This is a genomic window from Ruegeria sp. CK2 (genome assembly GCF_056536585.1).
In genome coordinates, this window is the sequence record NZ_JBQFPW010000026.1 from 1 (window position 1) to 18,346 (window position 18,346).

Annotated in this window: 17 protein-coding genes and 1 pseudogene; 13 read left to right on the plus strand and 5 right to left on the minus strand. The window is 54.1% G+C overall.

The genetic code is table 11. From position 1 onward, the window contains the following. The coding region (locus tag ACR0BU_RS23570) for a LysR family transcriptional regulator substrate-binding protein (RefSeq protein ID WP_480739361.1) at nt 1-347 on the plus strand (347 nt) is incomplete at its 5' end. 302 nt (nt 348-649) lie between these two features. Beyond that, nucleotides 650-1,822: an ATP-binding protein gene (locus tag ACR0BU_RS23575; protein WP_480739360.1), complete on the plus strand. Its 1,173-nt coding sequence runs from the start codon at nt 650-652 to the stop codon at nt 1,820-1,822. 683 nt (nt 1,823-2,505) lie between these two features. Here ACR0BU_RS23575 and ACR0BU_RS23580 read toward each other — a convergent pair. Beyond that, entirely contained in the window at nt 2,506-3,054 is a 549-nt protein-coding gene (locus ACR0BU_RS23580) for a cold-shock protein (protein ID WP_480739359.1), read from the minus strand. A gap of 613 nt (nt 3,055-3,667) precedes the next feature. Here ACR0BU_RS23580 and ACR0BU_RS23585 point away from each other — a divergent pair. Beyond that, nucleotides 3,668-4,217 (plus strand): annotated as a pseudogene (locus tag ACR0BU_RS23585) (IS6 family transposase). 232 nt (nt 4,218-4,449) lie between these two features. Here the strand turns inward: ACR0BU_RS23585 and ACR0BU_RS23590 are convergent. Further along, on the minus strand, nt 4,450-4,839 hold the full coding sequence (locus ACR0BU_RS23590) for a hypothetical protein (protein WP_480739357.1): 390 nt from the start codon (nt 4,837-4,839) through the stop codon (nt 4,450-4,452). Nucleotides 4,840-5,171: 332 nt separating this feature from the next. On the opposite strand from ACR0BU_RS23590, the gene ACR0BU_RS23595 reads away from it, so the two are divergent. After that, nucleotides 5,172-5,360, plus strand: coding sequence for a hypothetical protein (locus ACR0BU_RS23595; RefSeq protein ID WP_298938161.1), 189 nt, complete (start codon nt 5,172-5,174; stop codon nt 5,358-5,360). 242 nt (nt 5,361-5,602) lie between these two features. Here the strand turns inward: ACR0BU_RS23595 and ACR0BU_RS23600 are convergent, their stop codons facing one another. Continuing rightward, nucleotides 5,603-6,646: a hypothetical protein gene (locus ACR0BU_RS23600; protein ID WP_480739356.1), complete on the minus strand. Its 1,044-nt coding sequence runs from the start codon at nt 6,644-6,646 to the stop codon at nt 5,603-5,605. A gap of 199 nt (nt 6,647-6,845) precedes the next feature. Here ACR0BU_RS23600 and ACR0BU_RS23605 point away from each other — a divergent pair, with 199 nt between their 5' ends. From ACR0BU_RS23605 to ACR0BU_RS23625, 5 genes are all read left to right on the plus strand, one after another. Then, nucleotides 6,846-7,316: a PepSY domain-containing protein gene (locus ACR0BU_RS23605; protein ID WP_480739355.1), complete on the plus strand. Its 471-nt coding sequence runs from the start codon at nt 6,846-6,848 to the stop codon at nt 7,314-7,316. A 37-nt stretch (nt 7,317-7,353) separates the two neighbouring features. Further along, complete coding sequence (locus ACR0BU_RS23610; RefSeq protein WP_298938158.1) at nt 7,354-8,013, plus strand: response regulator transcription factor; 660 nt, start codon at nt 7,354-7,356, stop codon at nt 8,011-8,013. Further along, nucleotides 8,013-9,341: a sensor histidine kinase gene (locus ACR0BU_RS23615; RefSeq protein WP_480739353.1), complete on the plus strand. Its 1,329-nt coding sequence runs from the start codon at nt 8,013-8,015 to the stop codon at nt 9,339-9,341. The genes ACR0BU_RS23610 and ACR0BU_RS23615 overlap by 1 nt, the downstream gene beginning before the upstream one ends. Before the next feature lie 425 nt (nt 9,342-9,766). Continuing rightward, complete coding sequence (locus tag ACR0BU_RS23620) at nt 9,767-11,311, plus strand: ShlB/FhaC/HecB family hemolysin secretion/activation protein (protein ID WP_480755768.1); 1,545 nt, start codon at nt 9,767-9,769, stop codon at nt 11,309-11,311. 793 nt (nt 11,312-12,104) lie between these two features. Then, nucleotides 12,105-12,527, plus strand: coding sequence for a hypothetical protein (locus tag ACR0BU_RS23625; RefSeq protein ID WP_480739351.1), 423 nt, complete (start codon nt 12,105-12,107; stop codon nt 12,525-12,527). Between the two features lie 634 nt (nt 12,528-13,161). On the opposite strand, the gene ACR0BU_RS23630 is transcribed toward ACR0BU_RS23625, so the two are convergent. Then, a complete protein-coding gene (locus ACR0BU_RS23630) occupies nt 13,162-13,770 on the minus strand; it encodes a TetR/AcrR family transcriptional regulator (protein ID WP_480739350.1) in 609 nt (202 codons plus the stop codon). Nucleotides 13,771-13,840: 70 nt separating this feature from the next. On the opposite strand from ACR0BU_RS23630, the gene ACR0BU_RS23635 reads away from it, so the two are divergent. The 3 genes from ACR0BU_RS23635 (at nt 13,841) to ACR0BU_RS23645 (ending at nt 15,308) form a co-directional block, all read left to right on the plus strand. Continuing rightward, nucleotides 13,841-14,374, plus strand: coding sequence for a redoxin domain-containing protein (locus tag ACR0BU_RS23635; RefSeq protein ID WP_480739348.1), 534 nt, complete (start codon nt 13,841-13,843; stop codon nt 14,372-14,374). Between the two features lie 26 nt (nt 14,375-14,400). Then, nucleotides 14,401-14,802 carry a hypothetical protein gene (locus ACR0BU_RS23640; protein ID WP_480739346.1) on the plus strand — a complete coding sequence of 134 codons (402 nt, stop codon included), beginning with the start codon at nt 14,401-14,403 and terminating at the stop codon, nt 14,800-14,802. Between the two features lie 68 nt (nt 14,803-14,870). Then, the gene (locus ACR0BU_RS23645) at nt 14,871-15,308 is read left to right on the plus strand and encodes a YybH family protein (protein ID WP_480739344.1); all 438 of its coding nucleotides are present in this window, start codon (nt 14,871-14,873) and stop codon (nt 15,306-15,308) included. Between the two features lie 564 nt (nt 15,309-15,872). Here the strand turns inward: ACR0BU_RS23645 and ACR0BU_RS23650 are convergent. After that, a complete protein-coding gene (locus ACR0BU_RS23650; RefSeq protein ID WP_480739343.1) occupies nt 15,873-16,874 on the minus strand; it encodes a LacI family transcriptional regulator in 1,002 nt (333 codons plus the stop codon). Nucleotides 16,875-17,049: 175 nt separating this feature from the next. Between ACR0BU_RS23650 and ACR0BU_RS23655 the strand changes: the two genes are divergently transcribed. Continuing rightward, nucleotides 17,050-18,279, plus strand: a complete 1,230-nt coding sequence (locus tag ACR0BU_RS23655) for an ABC transporter substrate-binding protein (RefSeq protein WP_480739341.1) — start codon at nt 17,050-17,052, stop codon at nt 18,277-18,279. Nucleotides 18,280-18,346 lie beyond the last annotated feature (67 nt).

Here is an 18,346-nt window from a genome sequence, read left to right on the forward strand (position 1 = left end):
ACTTGGATGTGTTGGTGGGCAACGAGGCGCTGGCCAGAGTTGAGAGTGATTTGCGTGAAGCCTTGTTTAGTTTTTGCGCCGATCGTGGAAATACCATGAATTTCACATATCGTTCCAACCGGATTGACTGGCTTCTGGAGCTGGTGCGGTTGGGGAGGGGGTTTGTGATTTTACCCGAGACGGCAATCCCAAGGAGCAAGGAATTTACCTCACTGACCATTGAGGATGCCGACTTTGAACGTCACGTAGTTGCGCTTCGGTATGCCCACCAACCTGTACGCCCCGAAATCCGGGGTTTCACTCAAGAACTGGCCAGGCAGAAGCCAGCTCTTGAGAACGCTGCGTGATTGCCTTTTGTGACAACGGTGAGTTGTAGCTCTGTGGCTATGGTTACCTTCGTGACGACGGAGACGTTCTTGACGGCTTTCGATTTGCAAAACTTGCGCGATTTGCCGGAGCTTGATTTGACAGTTGGAGAAGCGGATGACGAGGCCCGCACCCAGCGGGTCTGAGGATGTACGTTTTCAATTGGTCGGCTGTTGAGTGTCGATCAGACGGCGTTACACTTTCAATTGGTCGAGAGGATTTGTCTAAAATGTACCCGAGATTCGCCAAGGCCAGAGTAGAGTAAGCGCTGTCCGATACCCGTGTGGTTCTTATCTCGGGGCCGCGTCAGTCCGGCAAAACGACTCTTGCAACCGACATTGCGTCGGACAAGACACCCTTTCTTACATTGGACGACGCAAACGTTTTGCGGTCGGCAATTGATGATCCTGTTGGTTTCGTTCGTGGCCTGGATCGGGCTGTCATCGATGAGATCCAGCGCGCGCCCGACCTTCTGCTTGCGATCAAAAACCTGGTCGACGATGATAAGACTCCGGGGAGGTTCCTTCTAACGGGTTCGGCTAACCTCATGACCATTCCAAAAGTGGCGGATTCCCTTGCCGGCCGAATGAAGGTCGTCCGGTTGCTACTCTTATCGCAGGCGGAGATCATCAGTAGAAAAGCGGGATTCATTGATCGGGTTTTTGCCGGGGAGAAGCCAAGCGCCGATTATATGATCATAGGTGACGAACTGATCGAGAGTGTCCTTTCGGGTGGGTATCCGGAAGCACTTGGCAGAACGAAATGGACACGAAAACAGGACTGGTATCACGGTTATCTGGATGCGATCGTGCAGCGCGACGTTCGTGACGTCGCCCAGATCGAGCAACTGGCCGTCATGCCGAAGCTGCTATCAGTCTTGGCGGAGCACTCAGGGCAGTTGGTCAACTACACTGGCATCGGAGCTGCACTCGACCTCAATCATGTGACCACACAGAAGTATGTCAGTGTCTTCGAAAGCCTCTTTCTGGTTCACACCCTGCAGCCCTGGTACACAAACCGACTGAAACGTCTGACCAAGTCGCCTAAACTGCATTTCTTTGATGCGGGCCTTCTCGCAGCAATGCGGGATGTATCTCCAGATGTGGTCCGAAAAGACAAAACGAGCTTCGGTGCGATCCTGGAAACCTTCGTGTTCAGCGAACTGCGGAAGATCGCTACATGGAGCGAACAGAGGTGCTCGTTCTCGCACTTCCGGGACAAAGATAAAAACGAAGTTGATATCGTACTGGAAAATCGGCGGGGAGAAGTCGTTGGGATCGAGGTCAAATCATCCGCTACGGTCTCCGCAGCTGATTTCTCAGGCATGCGGAAGCTCGCTGAAGCGTGCGGGAAGAAGTTTATCCAGGGCATGGTGCTCTATGATCACGACCGGGTGGTCCCATTCGGCGAAAATATGTTCGCTGCTCCGCTTTCATGCCTATGGAGTTCGTCATGAGGATAGTCGAGGAACGATGCACCGAAGACATCGTGGGACGGTTATGTAGCGCCCGCTTTGGAAGCGAAAACTCGCACGCGGTATTTCGGCTACACCGCGACGCTCACGTCGCGAGACCAGAGGCAAAGGGTTACAGCGCTGGCAGTAATTGATGTCTGCACAACCCGTCCGCTGTTGGGCGCAGCCGTCTTGCTACGAGAAAATGATAGGGCATTCTGGGAACTCCGCCGCGTCATTCCTCAGCACAGACGGGTGATTGAGAAGGTGCGCAAGCTGTCAAAGGATCTCGATAGGCGACTTCCGAGACGGCGAGAAAGAGAGCGCTCGTCTGAGCAAGAAATACATAGAACGAACAAATCGAAACCATCTGGACGTGCTCTGCTGGCAGCTCGCCTGGCCATCTCCGAGCTTGGACCTGACGCAAAATCCTCAAGCGCTACTGACGCGGGCAAACGCTATTTGGAGGCGCTGAAGCTGTGTCGGGCACTGACGCGGTGCCCTGTGGATATATTGCAATTAAGGGTACCAAAACTGCGAAAAAGGCGCCCAATCTGCAGAATCTGATTAATTAGGGTACAGTGACAGCAATACCCAATAGATGATTGCCTGGGTGGAATTATCGCCATCCGCAACTTGAAGGCGAATACCTAATCCTTCTGAACGACTATCCAGCGGAAGCTGACTCAGGTCCAGGGTCGAACTGAGACGACAACTCGGCCACCGGGCCGATCGATCACTTCGACGCCAAGTGCTTCTCCGACAGCCACCGATCCGAGTCCAGCTTTATCAAGTATGTTCGCGTGCAAAAAGCAGTCTCTGGTGTCATCAAAGACATTGACGAAACCGTAGGACTTTTCCTCGCAGAACCACCTGACCCTTGCAGGCAGTATTGAAGCCGGCTTGATCGGTTGGAGTTCAATTTGCTTGTTGTGCGGGGCTGTCGAGGAAGCCTCCGACCGGATGCTCAGGATCTCAACGATTTGATGTCCTCTCTGTTTGACACTTACCAACGCCTCGAGCGTGCACCCATTTGCGATTGAGGTCTGGCCAAAATCATGCAGCGCGTTTTGATGCATTAAAGCATCCTCGCCCGTCACGTTGCAGGTTACAAAACCGTATCCCTTCTTGGCCGAGAACCATTTCAAGGTTCCCTTAATATGCCGCAGTGTGGCATCCCCACCTATTGTTGATCCGTCCAAAACCAAATTACCTTCTAACGTTACAAGTTTCACAGGCTTACCCTTATTCGGAAACGAGGAATTTATCTGTCAAACTTTTAAGCTGTGTGAAAATGTTGGGTGGCTACTCTCTGAGGCCAGAGAGTTCTAATTTGCTTGCCCATGTGTTTGCATATTCGGACAACAAATAAGTCTGCTCTTTGTGGAGGGCCATCAGAACACATGCCGCCCACATGGCGGCGCCATACTCTGAATCGCTGTCATGCAGTAGTAGAGCATTCAATATAGCAGTTTCAGGGGTTGATGGTTCATACACCGATTTTAGTGTCCTTGTACCTAGGCAAAATTGAAGCTCGCAAGAATTCCAACACTGATCCAAGTCGAAGCAGCACTGAAAGTCAGCAAAAAGTCTAACATCCGACCTCCTTAGCCCTTCCACTTTCCGGTTTTGCAGCCTTGTCGCCAAAGCGAGCAGTTCTCAACATGCAAAACTAACATTGAACGGATGAGAAACACTTCGTTAACGTTCTATTCATAATTCCTCTGGAATTGTGAAGAGCCTCGTTGGATCTATGGGATTGGTCAGCCTAAAGACATTTCTTCTGCAGAAACTGCCATAAGGTATTGCCAAGTTGCTTGCCTAACTTGTCCGAGCTATCTGCAGGTCATGAACATTCCGACCAATATGCCCCAGCTGAGAGGGTTCCACTTTCCGCGTGAGATCATTGCTTGGGGAGTCTGGGCGTGCCACCGCTTTGCACTGAGCACGGCAGATGTTGAAGATCTGTTGGCAGAGCGCGACGTGATTGTAAGCTGGGAAGCGATCCGGCTATAGGTGAATCTCTTCGGGCAACACTTCGCAGACTTTATCCGGCGGGATCGAGCGCAACCGAACGACAAGCGGCACATGGACGAAGTCGTGATTTCGATCCGCAGCCACATCAACCGGTCGATAACCTGGCTCCCAAGACTGACGATCGTGCCCACAAAGGCCTAAACAACGCAATCGAAGTGTCGCATAGACCGACCCGGAAACGAAAGAAGATATTTGGGCGTTTCAAATCACATCGCCAAGCACAGAGGTTTCTATCTGTGCATGACCAGATCAAATTAGTATTCCGTCCCCGCAGATATCAACTCACCGCAAACTTGTATCAACACCACATTCCGATACGTTCAGCCTCTGGGAGGTGTACATCTCTAAAATGACGACCTGAGTGCGGCTTGACAACATTTGTCATGCCGCCTCAAACAATTTGGCAATAGCGTTTCCATGACTGATCCTCCGATCCGCCATGCCCTCCCATTATGACAACCCGACGTTGGCAGATAATCACATCACCGGATGCAGCGCTGCATCCGAAGTCTGGAACGTGCCCATTCTCTTGAGTTTTGTAGTATGATCAAATGGCGGCTAACCACGCCAGATTTGAAGAGTAGAGAAGGTACTCAGTTGAGTACATCGACTACTGCCCCTATCAGGTTCAACACCTCGTGCGTCTGCCGGTTCACCTGATAAACATAGTCTCCGGCACGCACATAGTAGCCGTTTCGCCGCAGGCCATATCTGTTGGGATCGTCGATACGAACATACCCATTGTAGATGAAATCCCCAACCCGGTATCGTTTGACCTGGCCAGGTGGAACGCATGGAACAGCTTTCTTGGCCAAGCCCGGTGGGCAATGTCCGGCCTTGGATTTCACGAAAACAGGCTGCATTGTTGTGTGTGACTCGATAATTTGTTTGAGCTTGTGAGGCTGCGCATTAAAACTCGCGCTCGCAACCGGCGCGGTCTGAATGATGAATAGCGCCGCCGCGATTCCCAAAACCGTTTTCATCTTTTTTGCCTCCTTTGGCTTCATATCCTAGTTATGATCCCCGTTCGGATTTGACCAACCCTTAGGCGGAGACTGGCTTGCTACTGGCGTCTTCTGCTATGATGGTTGGTTCGTTTGGCACGACATTCTCACCTAACGACCTTCCAAACCGTCAAATTGGAAAGCGGCAATAGAAGTGTCGCGCGGTCAGACAATTCATGTGTTCTTATTTCGCAAACAACATTAACCGAACATGAACAGTTTATTCTTAGTGCGTTCAACCACGCTGGGGCACTGTGATCAGGTCAAATCGAACGAAACGTAAGTCGTTTGGTGGAACCGAGGGGAATAAGATGGTCAAGCCTGCCTTTGTGACTAAAGACCGCAGCACAACAGCTGCAATGCAGACCTCCGGCAAAGCTGCCGACGAGCGTCTGCAAACCATGATCAATTCGAGCAGCGGTCGCTTCCCTCCTATCGATAACGCACTAACAAAGATCGTAAAAGACAAGCGGCTATCTGAGGCTCACCAAAACGTCTGAAGGCAAATCAGTTGACCCCCCCCCGAACAATTCTCGATATTCGTCCTAAACATCAGAATTGTAATATGAATCCCGCCCTTTCCTGGGGCGGGGTTTATTTGTCGGTTAGCACGATCACCAAAAGCTAGTGTCTAACACTAAGAAAACGTCGACCAGCCTGCTCAACATCCGAAAGGCTCTTGGTCGTCCCAGCTGTCAGTACGTCCAAGAGTGGAGGCTAAAATTGGCCAAGGAGCTTCAGGTCATAGCCCCAGAAGCGATTTGACCTGCGCTTCAACTGCGTCGGTGACGGGCTTGTTGGCAGCTGCTTCCAGGGCCTCACGTTCAGCCAAATCTTGCGCTTCGACAAGCTCATTCAGTTCTTCCGCCTCTTCGACAGCTTCATTGTAGTCTATGGCGGCCTGTCTCTCGTCACTCAAACTCCGGGCGTCGTCGATTGAAGCGCCCAAAGCGGCTTGGGCCTCTTCGAGCTGCGCTTCGATATCTGGATCCGTACCACCCGCGTCTTCCAAAGCCTGCTCCAGCTCATCTACCGTACCCCGGTTGGTTTGAACCTCACTCAACGCAGCTTCCAAATCATCCTCGATTTCTTGCAAGGTCCGATCTGGTTGTTCCAGCCCTGCTAAAACCTCTAGCCGTTCCACCAGATCCTCACGCAAGGGTTCACCGGCCAACACTGTGTCTCGGTAGGTGGCAATTCTGCCAACCCGCGAATTAGGAGAGGCATTGGCCAGTGCAGTTGGGCTTGCATTGGCTGCATTCAACGCGCCCAATTCAGATGGATGAGCGCCAAGCAGCGCAGCCATACGGTTACCCTTGGCGCGGGAAACGGGGCGTTTCGACTCCTCCACGATCGCAGTCTGGTGGGTTGGTTTTTGCGCCCCCTGAGTTGTCGCAGCGGTCGTTCGAGGGGAACCAGTTTTCCTGGCTTTGCTATTCCCGCTGAATAGGTCTTTCAGTGAGAAACCCCCGCCTTTCTTCTGACCAGCCCCCGCAGAGCGAGACTTTGTTTTTTGCGATCCAGATTTCCCGACCTTGCTTCCGCCACCGCCTTTGGCAGCCGCGCCGTGATCACCGCCATTTCCTTTGGCCCCATTGCTGTTTCCACCGCCATTGCCGTTACCGTTTCCACCGCCGTTGCCGTTGCCATTTCCACCGCCGTTGCCATTGCCTTGCTTGGCATAGGCAAAATCAGGAGCAGCGACAGTGGCAATAATGGCCGCCGAACCCAGAAGGGCAATCGCAATTGTGGAGGATTTCAGCAGTCCGCACTTGGTGATGTTCATCTCAATCTCCTAAAAACTCACAGCAACAGCTATCGATAAACTGAACTTGGGCGCCGTGTTTTGGCCGATTGATCCGTGATCGAATCAACAACGCTGAGCTTCATTTAACTTGAGGGTGCTTGAACGCAGGGCTAATTGCTTGTTCATCATCGGTTCACGTCCGGCCATATAGTCTTCACTGAAAGTGTTTGAGGGTGTTATGCCAGCCAAAGTGTTTTTTCTGGTTGCAGCGTTGCTGACTGCCTTGTCCGGAGGACAAGCGGCTGCAGACGCACGCGAACTCAATCAGTCTGAACTGCGCATGGCGACGTTTTCGGGCACCGCAATCCGGTTGAACCGTGTCATTAAGGGTGTGGAAAAAGCTTTGGGTGGGACCCCAGTCGACGCACGTGCATTCAAAGCGGACAAGATTTACTATCGTATTCTGGTCAAAAAGCCGGGCGGAAAGATCGTCAGCGTGATCGTGAATGCTCAAACCGGTACAGTCGTCTCGAACGGTTCAAGTGTCGGGCGCGCGATTTCCGAGGCCGCCCGCAATTCAACTAAATCCAAGAGCAATAACGGTCAGAGTGCCTCTGCCACCCGTGGAAACAGTGCAGGTCGTAGCAATGCAGGTGGCAGTAGCAATGGCGGCGGAAACGGTGGCGGCAACGGCGGCGGAAAAAAATAGAGTGAAGCTGACCGCGCTTTAGCTGTAGTTTCTGGATATGCGAATACTCCTTGCCGAAGACGAACCCCAGCTTTGTGAGCAAGTTAAGAAGCTGTTGGGCGCGGAAGGCCGCGTGGTAGACGTGGCCAACAATGGTACGGATGCTCTGCATCTGGGATCGACTGAACCTTACGACATGATCATCCTCGACATTGGCCTGCCTGAGCGAGACGGTATCTCGGTCCTGCGTGAATGGCGCAGCGCAGGTGTTAAGACCCCAGTCTTGATCCTGACTGCCAGAGATGGCTGGAGTGAACGTGTCGACGGGTTAGATGCCGGCGCGGATGACTATATGACCAAGCCGTTTCACATGCCTGAGTTGGCTGCGCGCGTTCGAGCAATCTTGCGACGCCAGAGCGGCCAGTTGAACCCCGTGATAGAAATGGGGGATGTCTCACTGGATACACGAAACGGGCGGGTGAGTGTTGGTGGCATTCCTGTCGATCTGACTGCACAGGAGATCGCAGTTCTTACTTATCTGGCGCACAACATTGGTCGTATGGTGTCACGCACTGAGTTGTCAGAACACATCTACGAATATGACGGCGACAGAGATTCCAACACGATTGCTGTATTTGTTACCCGCCTGCGCAAAAAACTGGGCTCCGATTTGATCACCACCGTCAGGGGGCGCGGCTATATGATTGATCCGGCCTAATGCTATCGTTGCGCCAACGGGCCTTACTCGGAGGTATCGCCTCGGGTGCCTTGTCCGTAGGCGTTGGTACATTGGTTGTTTTTTCTTACATCAATACACGTGTCTTGGAACAGTTCGACGGGGCGCTGCAAGACCGGCACACGCAGCTCGTCGTTGGCCTCAGCACAACCACGGATGACCCTGAAACCTTAAGGCAATTGGTGTTCGATCCGGCCTATAGCACGCCCTACTCGGGACGGTATTGGCAAGTAACGGACACCACAGGGGCCATCTATACATCTGCCTCGCTTTTCGATGAAAAGATCGCCGAGCCTCCGCTTGCAAGTGGCGAAACAACCATTTGGAATACCATAGGTCCAGATCGTGAGGCCATTCGCAGCGTCTATCAAAAGATCACGTTCGAAGACGGAACGGAGTGGGGCGTAACTGTCGCCGAAGGTAGAAGTGAGCTGATCAATGAACGCAGCGCTGCACAAAGGAACTTGCTTCCGGTTTTCGGCTTGGTCGGCTTGATCGGGGTCGCCAGTTCACTTTTGTTGATGTCTGCCATAGCCGGCCCCCTCAGGAAGTTGCGCGCCGATGTAGCTCATCGCTGGGATCAGGGCGATGATCTGGTTCCCGAAGACTATCCGGATGAGGTTTCCCCTCTTGTGGAAGATCTCAACAAACTGCTGCATCGAAATCGCGAGATTGTCACCGGTTCGCGAAGGCAGGCGGCAGATCTGGCACATGCCCTCAAAACACCGACGGCGATCTTAAGAAACGAACTGGCGGACCTCTCAGACACCGGAGCACATACAGAGCCTGCGGAAGACGCCCTCACCCGAATTGACGCCCAGCTTGGCCGTTCTCTGGCGCGAATGCGCGCGTCGAACACCGGAGAGCTTACGCATTCCAAGACAGATCTGTCGAATTCGGTCGAACGATTGTCCCGACTCTTTTCGGTCATGGCGGAACGCGAGGGAAAAACGCTTATTTCAGATTGTGAGACTGGTCTTCGTGTCAGAATGGACCCTCAGGACATTGAGGAAGTGATCGGAAATCTCCTCGACAATGCGCTCAAGTGGAGCCGAACAACATTCCAAATCACAGCAAAGCGCACAGATAGGGGTATCGAAATTTGCGTTGAAGATGACGGGCCCGGAGTCCCAGAAGACCAAAGGCTTGAGATCCTTCGTTCCGGCAATCGGCTCGATACCTCTGTTCAGGGAACAGGATTGGGACTGTCTATTTCCGTTGATTTATTGAACGCCTACGGCGGGAATCTAGAACTCGGAACGTCCGAAAAACTAGGTGGCTTAACTTGCGAAGTCAGGATTGGCATGTAAGAAAATCACGTCATTAGGTACTGTTGGCGATCACAGCGCAGTTCCTTCGCTATTTGTAGCTCATTGTTTGGCTACGCTGCAGCGCGAAAGCAGTCATTGGTGCGTGCGCAGCGATGGCTCGCTTTGCCCGCATCTGTCAGTTGGCGTTTCACGACAATTCGAGATTGCAGCGAATGTCTCCTCTTACGGGCCGCGCCGCAGTATCTTGACCCAATGGCCAACGGCAGGAATGGGCCGTCCCCGTGTCAGTTATTAGCGGGGCAGGGGGCTTTGCTGCGACGGCACCGAGGTCAGCATCTAGCCCAAAGCACTGTGTGTTTCGAAAGCACCACGCATAATTGAATCTGAATACCTTTAAGTTCACACGTTCTAACTTTGTCGTAAGGTGGATGCTAGATTGCACAGTCACCTTAGGGTTGTCGGATATGCGCCTATTCAATTCATTTGTCTTTGTGGTTTTTTGCACCTTTGTAGCCATTATTTCTGTACCAAAAAACAGCATTGCCCAAACCTGGGACATCACATCAAAACACACTGTTAGTGGCGTAACGATGTACGATGCTGATGAGCTTCTGATCTTTGCCGGTCAATTGGCACATAACCGATCTGGACGCATCACGGCCGCTGAAGTTGCGTCAGCGATCACCCAGATCTACCGTGAAGACGGATACTTCCTTGCGGAAGCTTGGCCCGGTCGCGATGGAAACAGCATTATCGTCGATGAAGGACGTATACAAACCATCGACATTGAAGGGGTGGATACACGTACATTCTTGGCTTTGGAAAAGATATTCCGACCTCTCACCAATACATACCCAATGACGCTTGAGCGCTTTGAACGCGCAGTCATGCTGGCCGAGGACATTCCTGACCTGGAATTGTCAACCGAACTTGACTACCCGGATCAGTCTGGAGCGCGACTCAGAGTGCTTGGAGAGCCGCAGCGCAAGCAAGCCGGTAGTGCGACGCTCGACAACCCTCCTCGGGAGCTTGGAGAAGCGCTGAGTTTCTATGTCGTGCAAGAATTCTACTCGACGCTGGCTGTCGGCGATTTACTGCGTTTTGAGGGGTCCGGCAATTACGATTGGGACAAAGACGATGAACACTCTTTATGGGGGGCTCTCACCTATCGTGTGCCGCTTAACAGTGATGGTTTGTACGGTGAGATCTTTTACGGGAATGTAAACGCCAAGCGTGATATCTCGGGCGATTTTGCTAGAACAGATATCGACGGCGAAAACTTCACCTTCGCATTGGGTTACCCCGTTATCCGCGATGTGGCCCGCTACGGATACTTGCTGCTGGACTATCGCCTTTCCGAAGCTGACTCGGTCAGTGGCGGCGTTCCATTGTCCAGCGACGCCAGTGTCGTCGGCCTCACTTACCTTTACGGACAAAATTACTCGAAAGGGCAAGCTCTCGAAGCTGGGTTAACTCTGTCCTTTGGTGACAATGACAACGACACAACAGACGCAAGCTTTGACGACGGGGACTCTTCATTCTGGCATTTGAGGGGCGGTATCGGATATGAGAGCCCCCTACCGGGCTTGTCACCTAACACAGCTTGGCGGACAGAGATCTGGGGTCAGTACACGACAGACCGGCTACCCTCTGTCGAAGAGTACTTCCTTGGTGATCGCTATGCTTTGCGTGGATACCGTTTTGACGAAGTTGATGGTGATTCAGGGATCTCAGCAATCTTCGAATTATCACATTCCTATTTCCCAAGCTCGCAAAGCGTTCATCGTCTGACGCCCTTCGCCTTTTTCGACGTCGGTTACATCTCAAATAATGATCCCGCCAGTTTCGAAGTGGGAAGTGCAACACTGGCATCGACCGGGTTGGGGCTGGACGTCGAGTTTAAGCGAAACCTATTCCTGTCCGGATACGTTGGCGTCCCTTTGAGAGACGGTCCTCTGACCGACTCTGGCGACCCAGGCGCGTATCTTGCTCTGACAACAAGTTGGTGAGGATGTTATGAAACTGAACCGCATTACTTTACTTGCCGCAACTTGTCTGATTGCAGAATTGGCCGCTACTCAAGTTGTTGCCGGCGGAAATCATTACGGGTGGTGCCGTGGTGTAGGGAACCCGCACCAGTCGAGCCAAGGTTGTGGACAGGCTGGCGGGCAAGGAACAGGTAATCAAATTACCGGCCCAACGCAGCCTGTGGCAAATCAGCTACCGCCTAAGGGAACGCAGCAAACGCCCAACTCTGTTACAGTTCCAATCCTTGCGCCAGGCGCGGTCCCGACCGCAATTCCCGGTCAGGTTCCTATAGCGACACCAATAGCTGTTCCCGGTCAGGTTCCCACGCCGGTAGTAGCGCCGACTCTTGCCCCTACTTTGACTCCAAATGCGACTCCAAACCAAGTTCCAATAGCTGTACCCAATCAGGTTCCGCCATTGGCTACAGGGCCCACAGCAGTGCCGTCGCAAGTTCCGACGGCAACCCCCAATCAAGTTCCGATAGCGATTCCTGGCCAAGTTCCGCCTCAACCTACTGGCCCAACGGCGGTGCCTCCGCTTGTGCCAACTGCTACACCAAACCAAATACCAGTCGCTGTTCCTGGTCAGGTCCCACCTCAGCCAACAGGTCCTACTGCTGTACCAACGCTTGTCCCGACCGCGACACCAAACCAGATACCTGTCGCCGTGCCCGGCCGTGTTCCGCAACCCAGCGGCACAACAGCGACGCCACTGCTTGTCCCGACCGCGACTCCCAATCAGGTTCCCGTCGCGGTTCCAGGCCAGGTTCCACAGTTGACACCAAGACCTACGGCAACTCATGTGGCCGTCCCAGGACATCCGAAGCCACAAGGCGTCGTGACCATCATGCGCCCCAAGCCGAGACCGACCAAAGGTACTGTCCAGCAGCCTGGTGCCACACAGGTGACCCACCATGTAACCCACCAAACCAAGTCCAAGAAACACGATCATGTCGCGGCCAAACCCGGAAGGCACGACGCTCATGAGCTTCCAAGATTTCGCAATGCGGTTAACGAAGAGTGGGAGTGCGTAGCCAGCGGATTTGGTCAACGTCGGTACGATGCCGGGCGCGGCGTGCTGCTGAACAGTGGAGCTTTGCGGCATCTTGGGAACGTGGATGCGATGGCTCGTGATGTACCAGCGCGGCACCCGAAGCATTCCGGTTGCATAATTTCGATCAAACGAAAACGGCAGTAATTCACCAATCGTAAGATCGTTGCTTGCATTGTTCTAAGCCTGATCAAAACCGGATATTGAGCACAGCCACCGATAGAGTTCGCTTGGTCCGCTGCTTGCTTTTTGTCCTACATACAGCGAAGGGTCGCTTTGGATATTGGCAGGCGTTTAGCTGATGGTCACGTTGTCCGCGAGCTGCTAGTTCGACTGGCGTTGCATTTTGCGCTTGCGGCGAATGGCTGCAAAGCGGGCTGCGTCCGCAGAAAATCGGGTGGCCAGTGGATGTCTCTTATGGGCCGATAGTGTTGAAAAACTCGAAAATTCCGATCATGCATTTTCTCGCCAAATTCCATCGCGCCTGAAAAGTCACCCCAGTTTGGACGGAGAAGGCCATGAGCGCGCGACACGACGGCAATGCCGTGCTCTGGCCGACCCCCCTGGCTAAAACTTTTGACCGGCTTTCAACGGCGGGATTTTTCAACACTATCGGCCGAGTACTGAAAGGCGAGACGGTTCGCTGCTAAAGATGCCGCGCTGCCTCTGAGGTCCGCAGAGAGCCCAGACCTACTGATGCTGCGCGTTGCTCAAATGTCAACTTTACGCGGATGACACTTCGCGAGTACGACTGTCGAAAACTTATTGCCGAGCGTCAAATTCAATCCATCAAAACCATGCGGATCCTGTCATCAAGGTCTTCTAATAGTACATCTGCGGACCATCCCGCACGGCTTCTGTGAACGTAGCCCTGACGCATGTCGTGAAGTAACCGCGCTCGATCCTGGGAGGGAAAATCGGGCGGAAGGTTGCCGTATTTCTTTTCTTGCTCAAAGCGTGTCGCAAGTCGTGCGTCAGTATCGCGAATGGCTTTCTCCATTCGTTCTGCAACGCCTTCGATTTCCCTGACGGTTGTAGCAACACAGGATGCCAGAAAGCAGCCGCGCGGAGCCCCTTCCTGTTGCGTCGAATGAGAAACGACAGAAGTGAGAAACCCGCGCACGGCCTCTTCGATCGTCTTGGCGCCCTCAAAGGCAACGATTGGAGCGCATCCATCGACATCGGCATAACGATCGATGGTCTTGAGGTAGAGTTCGCGCTTGTCTCCGAATGCCGAATAAATACTTGGCCCGCTGATCCCCATCGCAGCGGTAAGGTCCTTCATCGACGTTGCCGCATATCCCTTTGTCCAAAAGGCATTCATCGCGGCCATCAGCGCCTCATCCTCATCGAAAGTTCTCGGCCTGCCTAATTTTTTTGTATCGTTCACAATAAAAGTCCTTGACTGCCCTTGCGGCTTATTTATGTATCGTTCGTTAGATAAGTCAAGGAGACCATCGATGCTCGTCGGAAAGCCTGAGCCTGGCATTACTTTCCCAGTCATCAATGTCCAACTGCTGGGAGGTGGAACGCTTCGTCTAGGCGAAACGTCAAAGGGCTACGATTGGCAGATGATCGTGGTCTACCGTGGGAAACACTGTCCGGTCTGCACGCGCTATCTGCGGGAAGTGAACGAGATTGTCGCACCGCTGAAAGAGATCGGAATCGAAGTGGTCGCCGTCTCAGCAGACAGTCGGGAAAGGGCCAAAAGTCAGATCGCCAAAGTGTCCCCAAACTACTCGGTTGGTTACGGTTTGACGGTTAATCAGATGCAAGCGCTTGGCCTTTACATTTCCGGCACCCGCCACGGCATTGATGTGGAAGGGCCCTTTGCAGAACCTGGTCTGTTTGTCGTGAACGAGATCGGTGAGTTGCGCATGGTCGACACCGCCAATGTTCCTTTCTTGCGGCCGCAGCTGCCCTCTGTTGTCGGCGGACTGAAATTCATGCGCGGCATGACCGCGTCGCTCCCAGCAAATGGAACATACGCTTGAAACTCTCTCCTGAAAGGACACGCCCCATGAGCATGACACCCGACCATCCCAATGCGGCAGCTGTGAGAGCGACCCTGGACAGCCTGATCACCGGCGTCTCCGGCCACGCCTTTGATGTGCTGGACCGCATCTACCACGCTGACATGCGGACGTATCTTTTGGCCGATAGTGGCGTCCTGATGCAGAACGACAAGCCCAGCTTCATGGAACATGTGAAGGGCGCCATGGCGCAAATGGGCGATCCCAATCCGTGGGCAGACTATCATCTCGTCGAGGCCGACGACACGCGCGGCCATATCCTCATCAGCCGAAAGAACAATGTCACAAACCGCAAGCAACTCGTGACTCTGAGCATCGACTTCGTCTTCGAGGAGGGCCGCTGGCAGATCATCCGTGAAGTCATCATGACCCGCAACGAGGAAGACTGAATGCGAACACCCTGACGCCACTCTGCCAAGAGTCACGCGCCCCATACCCAGAAAAAAGGAAAGCATGCATGAAACCCCTATTGGCTCTGGCGATCTTTGCCATGACCGCGTCGAACGCGCTGGCTGATGACAGCGCCCGGGCAAGCCTCGAAGCTGTAAACGATCGCTTCAATGAGGCCGCTGCAGATCACGACGCCGAAGGGTTGTTGTCACTCTACGCCAATGACACCCTTTGGATTGCGCAGGGCACGCCCGTGACCCAAGGGATGGAAGGACCGCGTCAGCTCTTTGAGTTTGTAGCTGCGAATGAAGGTGACGTGACCCACACGATCGACCACCTGTTCGTGTCCGATGACGCGACGTTGGCCGTCATGATTGGCTTTGTAGAGGCAGTAGTCGAGAGTCAGGGCATGGATGCGACGGGCACATATCTCTTTGTCTTGCAGCCAGAGGATGACGGTTGGGAAATCGTCACCGACATGTGGCATCAACACACGCAGCAATGATTGTGGACGCGGGCCGCGTTGAAATGCGGCCCGTCTGTGCGCAGCAAAAGCGGCCATCTGGAATGTCCCCCAAAAAGGCAGCTTCGTCCGCGCTGCGGTCATTGAGTATTGAAAGTCGGGTGCTGCAGCGCCGAAAGCCCGCTAAGAGCCCAATATGGACACTTAAACAAGAAAGCCGGTGCCAGTACCGGAAACTCAGCTTTTTCGAGGCTTGATCATGGAATGGCAAGAGGCCTACGTTTACGATACAGGGACGACGTCACGGACAACTTCAGCGAGCGCAACGGCAACGGGCTCAAGAGAGTTAGGATCGAAATGCATGCCATCAATACTGCCAGGGCCAACAACCTGATTTAAGTCAAAGCACTGCGCTCCAAACGCAGCGGCGACTATGGGGTAGGTTTCACGAAGCCTCTGTAGACTGGCTCCATCACGAACTCCCTACTGTATGCACGACCATATCCCCTACTGGACCATCGATCAGATCGACAGACAGGCTACAGAGTTTGCGACTCCGCCCAGACCCACAAAATATCGGCAGACCCTGCTTGAACTGTATCGGTGTCAGACCAGTCGCGCCGAGATGAGGCTTTGACTGGGTTGCCGGTCTGGTTCCTCGATGGCCTGAATCGCTGCGCTGGCCAGAAAGGTTCCCGCGTTCTGCACATCCTCGCGGACAACTTTAATTGCCTGTCTGAAGTGCTTGAGAAAAGGAACCGCTTCTTTAGCGAAGATATCGAGGTCCTTACCTAGGATACGACCGGCTCTTTCGGCCCCCACGCTGGCGAAAATCGCGGCGGTCGAGGAGGGGGTGATGATGCCGTCAATATCCGGGCGGGTCTTAAAAAAGGCGATGAGGGTCTGTTTCATCTCTTCACCGCTTTCGTCGCTGGTGATCCCGGGAATCGCCTCGAACTGCGCTTCGGTTTGTGCGCAGGCCTCGCGCGCGCCGCGCAGCATGTCCTGTGAGTAGTTCTGTTCCAACGGCGGCGTGAGCATGGCGATTTTGCGGCGACCTGAACGTACCAGCTCCTGCACCGCAAGCTGCCCGAACGAAGTGTTGTCGAAATCGAAATACGGGTGCTGATCGCGCCATTTCGATCGGCCATAGGTGGCAAACGGAAATTTCCGGTCCAGCAGATGGGCGATGCGCGGGTCCTCGACCTCGATCCGGTTGAGGATCAGCGCGTCGGCCGATCCAGTTTCGAGGATATAGCGGACCGGTTGCATGGGATCCTCGCCGGGGAAATAGGGCGTGATGATCAGGTGATAGCGGGTGTCGCGCAGGGCTTGCGCGATCGAGGCGACAAGCTGACCGGTGTGATCCGTTACTTCGTGATCCGAACACAGGACCAGCGAGATCACATTGGTCTTTCCGGTCCGCAGCCGTAGCCCCGCGCGGTTCGGGATATAGCCGATCTGCGCCGCAATCTCGCGCACCTTCTTCTTGGTCGCGGCACCGATATCCGGGGCATCGTTCAGCGCCCGCGATACGGTCGGCACCGCTAGCCCCGAAAGTTCGGAGATGGTGCGCAGCGTTGGTCGGTTTTTTTCGGATCGAGACATTCGGTTCCTGGTTTACTTTGCGAAATTCGCTGCATGACGCCCGTCGCCTGCGGTGAAATCCGGTAGAATATTTGGTGCTGACCCTAGTCGTTGAGAGGGCGGGTGTAAATCCGTTGCAAGAAATTACTAAATCGTTATAGTAGATGCCTATAACGTTTTAGATTGGGAGGAATCGATGAAACGACTGACGAGTTTGCTGGCCGGGACTGTGCTGGTCGGGGCGGGCGCGGTCCATGCGGCTGATCTGGAAGTCACCCATTGGTGGACATCGGGCGGCGAGGCTGCGGCGGTGTCGGAATTTGCCAAGGCATTTAACGACAATACGGAACATTCATGGGTTGATGGTGCCATTGCCGGATCGGGCGGTACGGCGCGCCCCATTATCATCAGTCGAATCATTGGTGGCGATCCCATGGGGGCGACACAGTTGAATCACGGACGTCAGGCGGAAGAGCTGATCGAAGCGGGGCTGCTGACCGATCTGACCGAGCTGGCCGAGCAGGAAGGCTGGAAGGACATCGTGAATCCTTCGTCTCTGCTCGAGGCCTGTACCTTTGAAGGCCGCATCTATTGCGTGCCTGTGAACATTCACTCATGGCAGTGGATCTGGCTGAGCCATGAGGCGTTTGATAAAGCCGGTGTGCCGGTTCCCGCCGACTGGAACGAATTCGTGGCCGCCGCGCCCAAACTGCAGGCAGCGGGTATCGTACCGCTGGCCATGGGTCAGCAAAGCTGGCAGCAGAACGGGGCCTTTGGCGTGTTGGCCGTGGCGATTGCCGGTGTGGATGCCTGGCGCGAGGTTGTGGTCAATCGCAACGCCGATGCGGCGATGGGGCCGGAATACACCAAAGTGTTCGAAGCCATCGTGGACGCGCGCGATCTGGCTGCGGACTCGAACTTTCAGGACTGGAACCAGGCCACCAACATGGTGATCACTGGTAAGGCAGGCGCGCAGATCATGGGGGACTGGGCGCAGGGCGAGTTCCAGATTGCCGAGAAGGTCGCCGGACAGGATTACACTTGTCTGCCGGGCCTGGGCGTAAATGAGATTCTCGATACTGGTGGCGATGCATTCTATTTCCCGGTCGTTGATGATCCGGAAATTCAAAAGGCGCAGATGGCCCTGGCGTCGACCCTGATTGCCCCGGATGTTCAGGTTGCCTTTAACCTCAAGAAAGGCTCGTTGCCGGTGCGCGGAGATATTGATCTGTCCGCCGCGAACGACTGCATGCAAAAGGGACTGGACATTTTGAAGGCTGGTGGCGTTCTCCCCTCAGGCGAGATGAACCTGACGCCGGATACCCAGACTCAGATAGAAGACCTGATGGCTGAGTTCTGGTCCACTGACATGTCGGCTGCGGACGCGCAATCGCGTTACGCCGACATCATCCGGTCCGCCGAGTAAGGCACCACCGCGCACTGGTCTGTCCGGGAAGACTCGGCCCCGGGCAGGCCAGAGCTGCGAAGAAAGA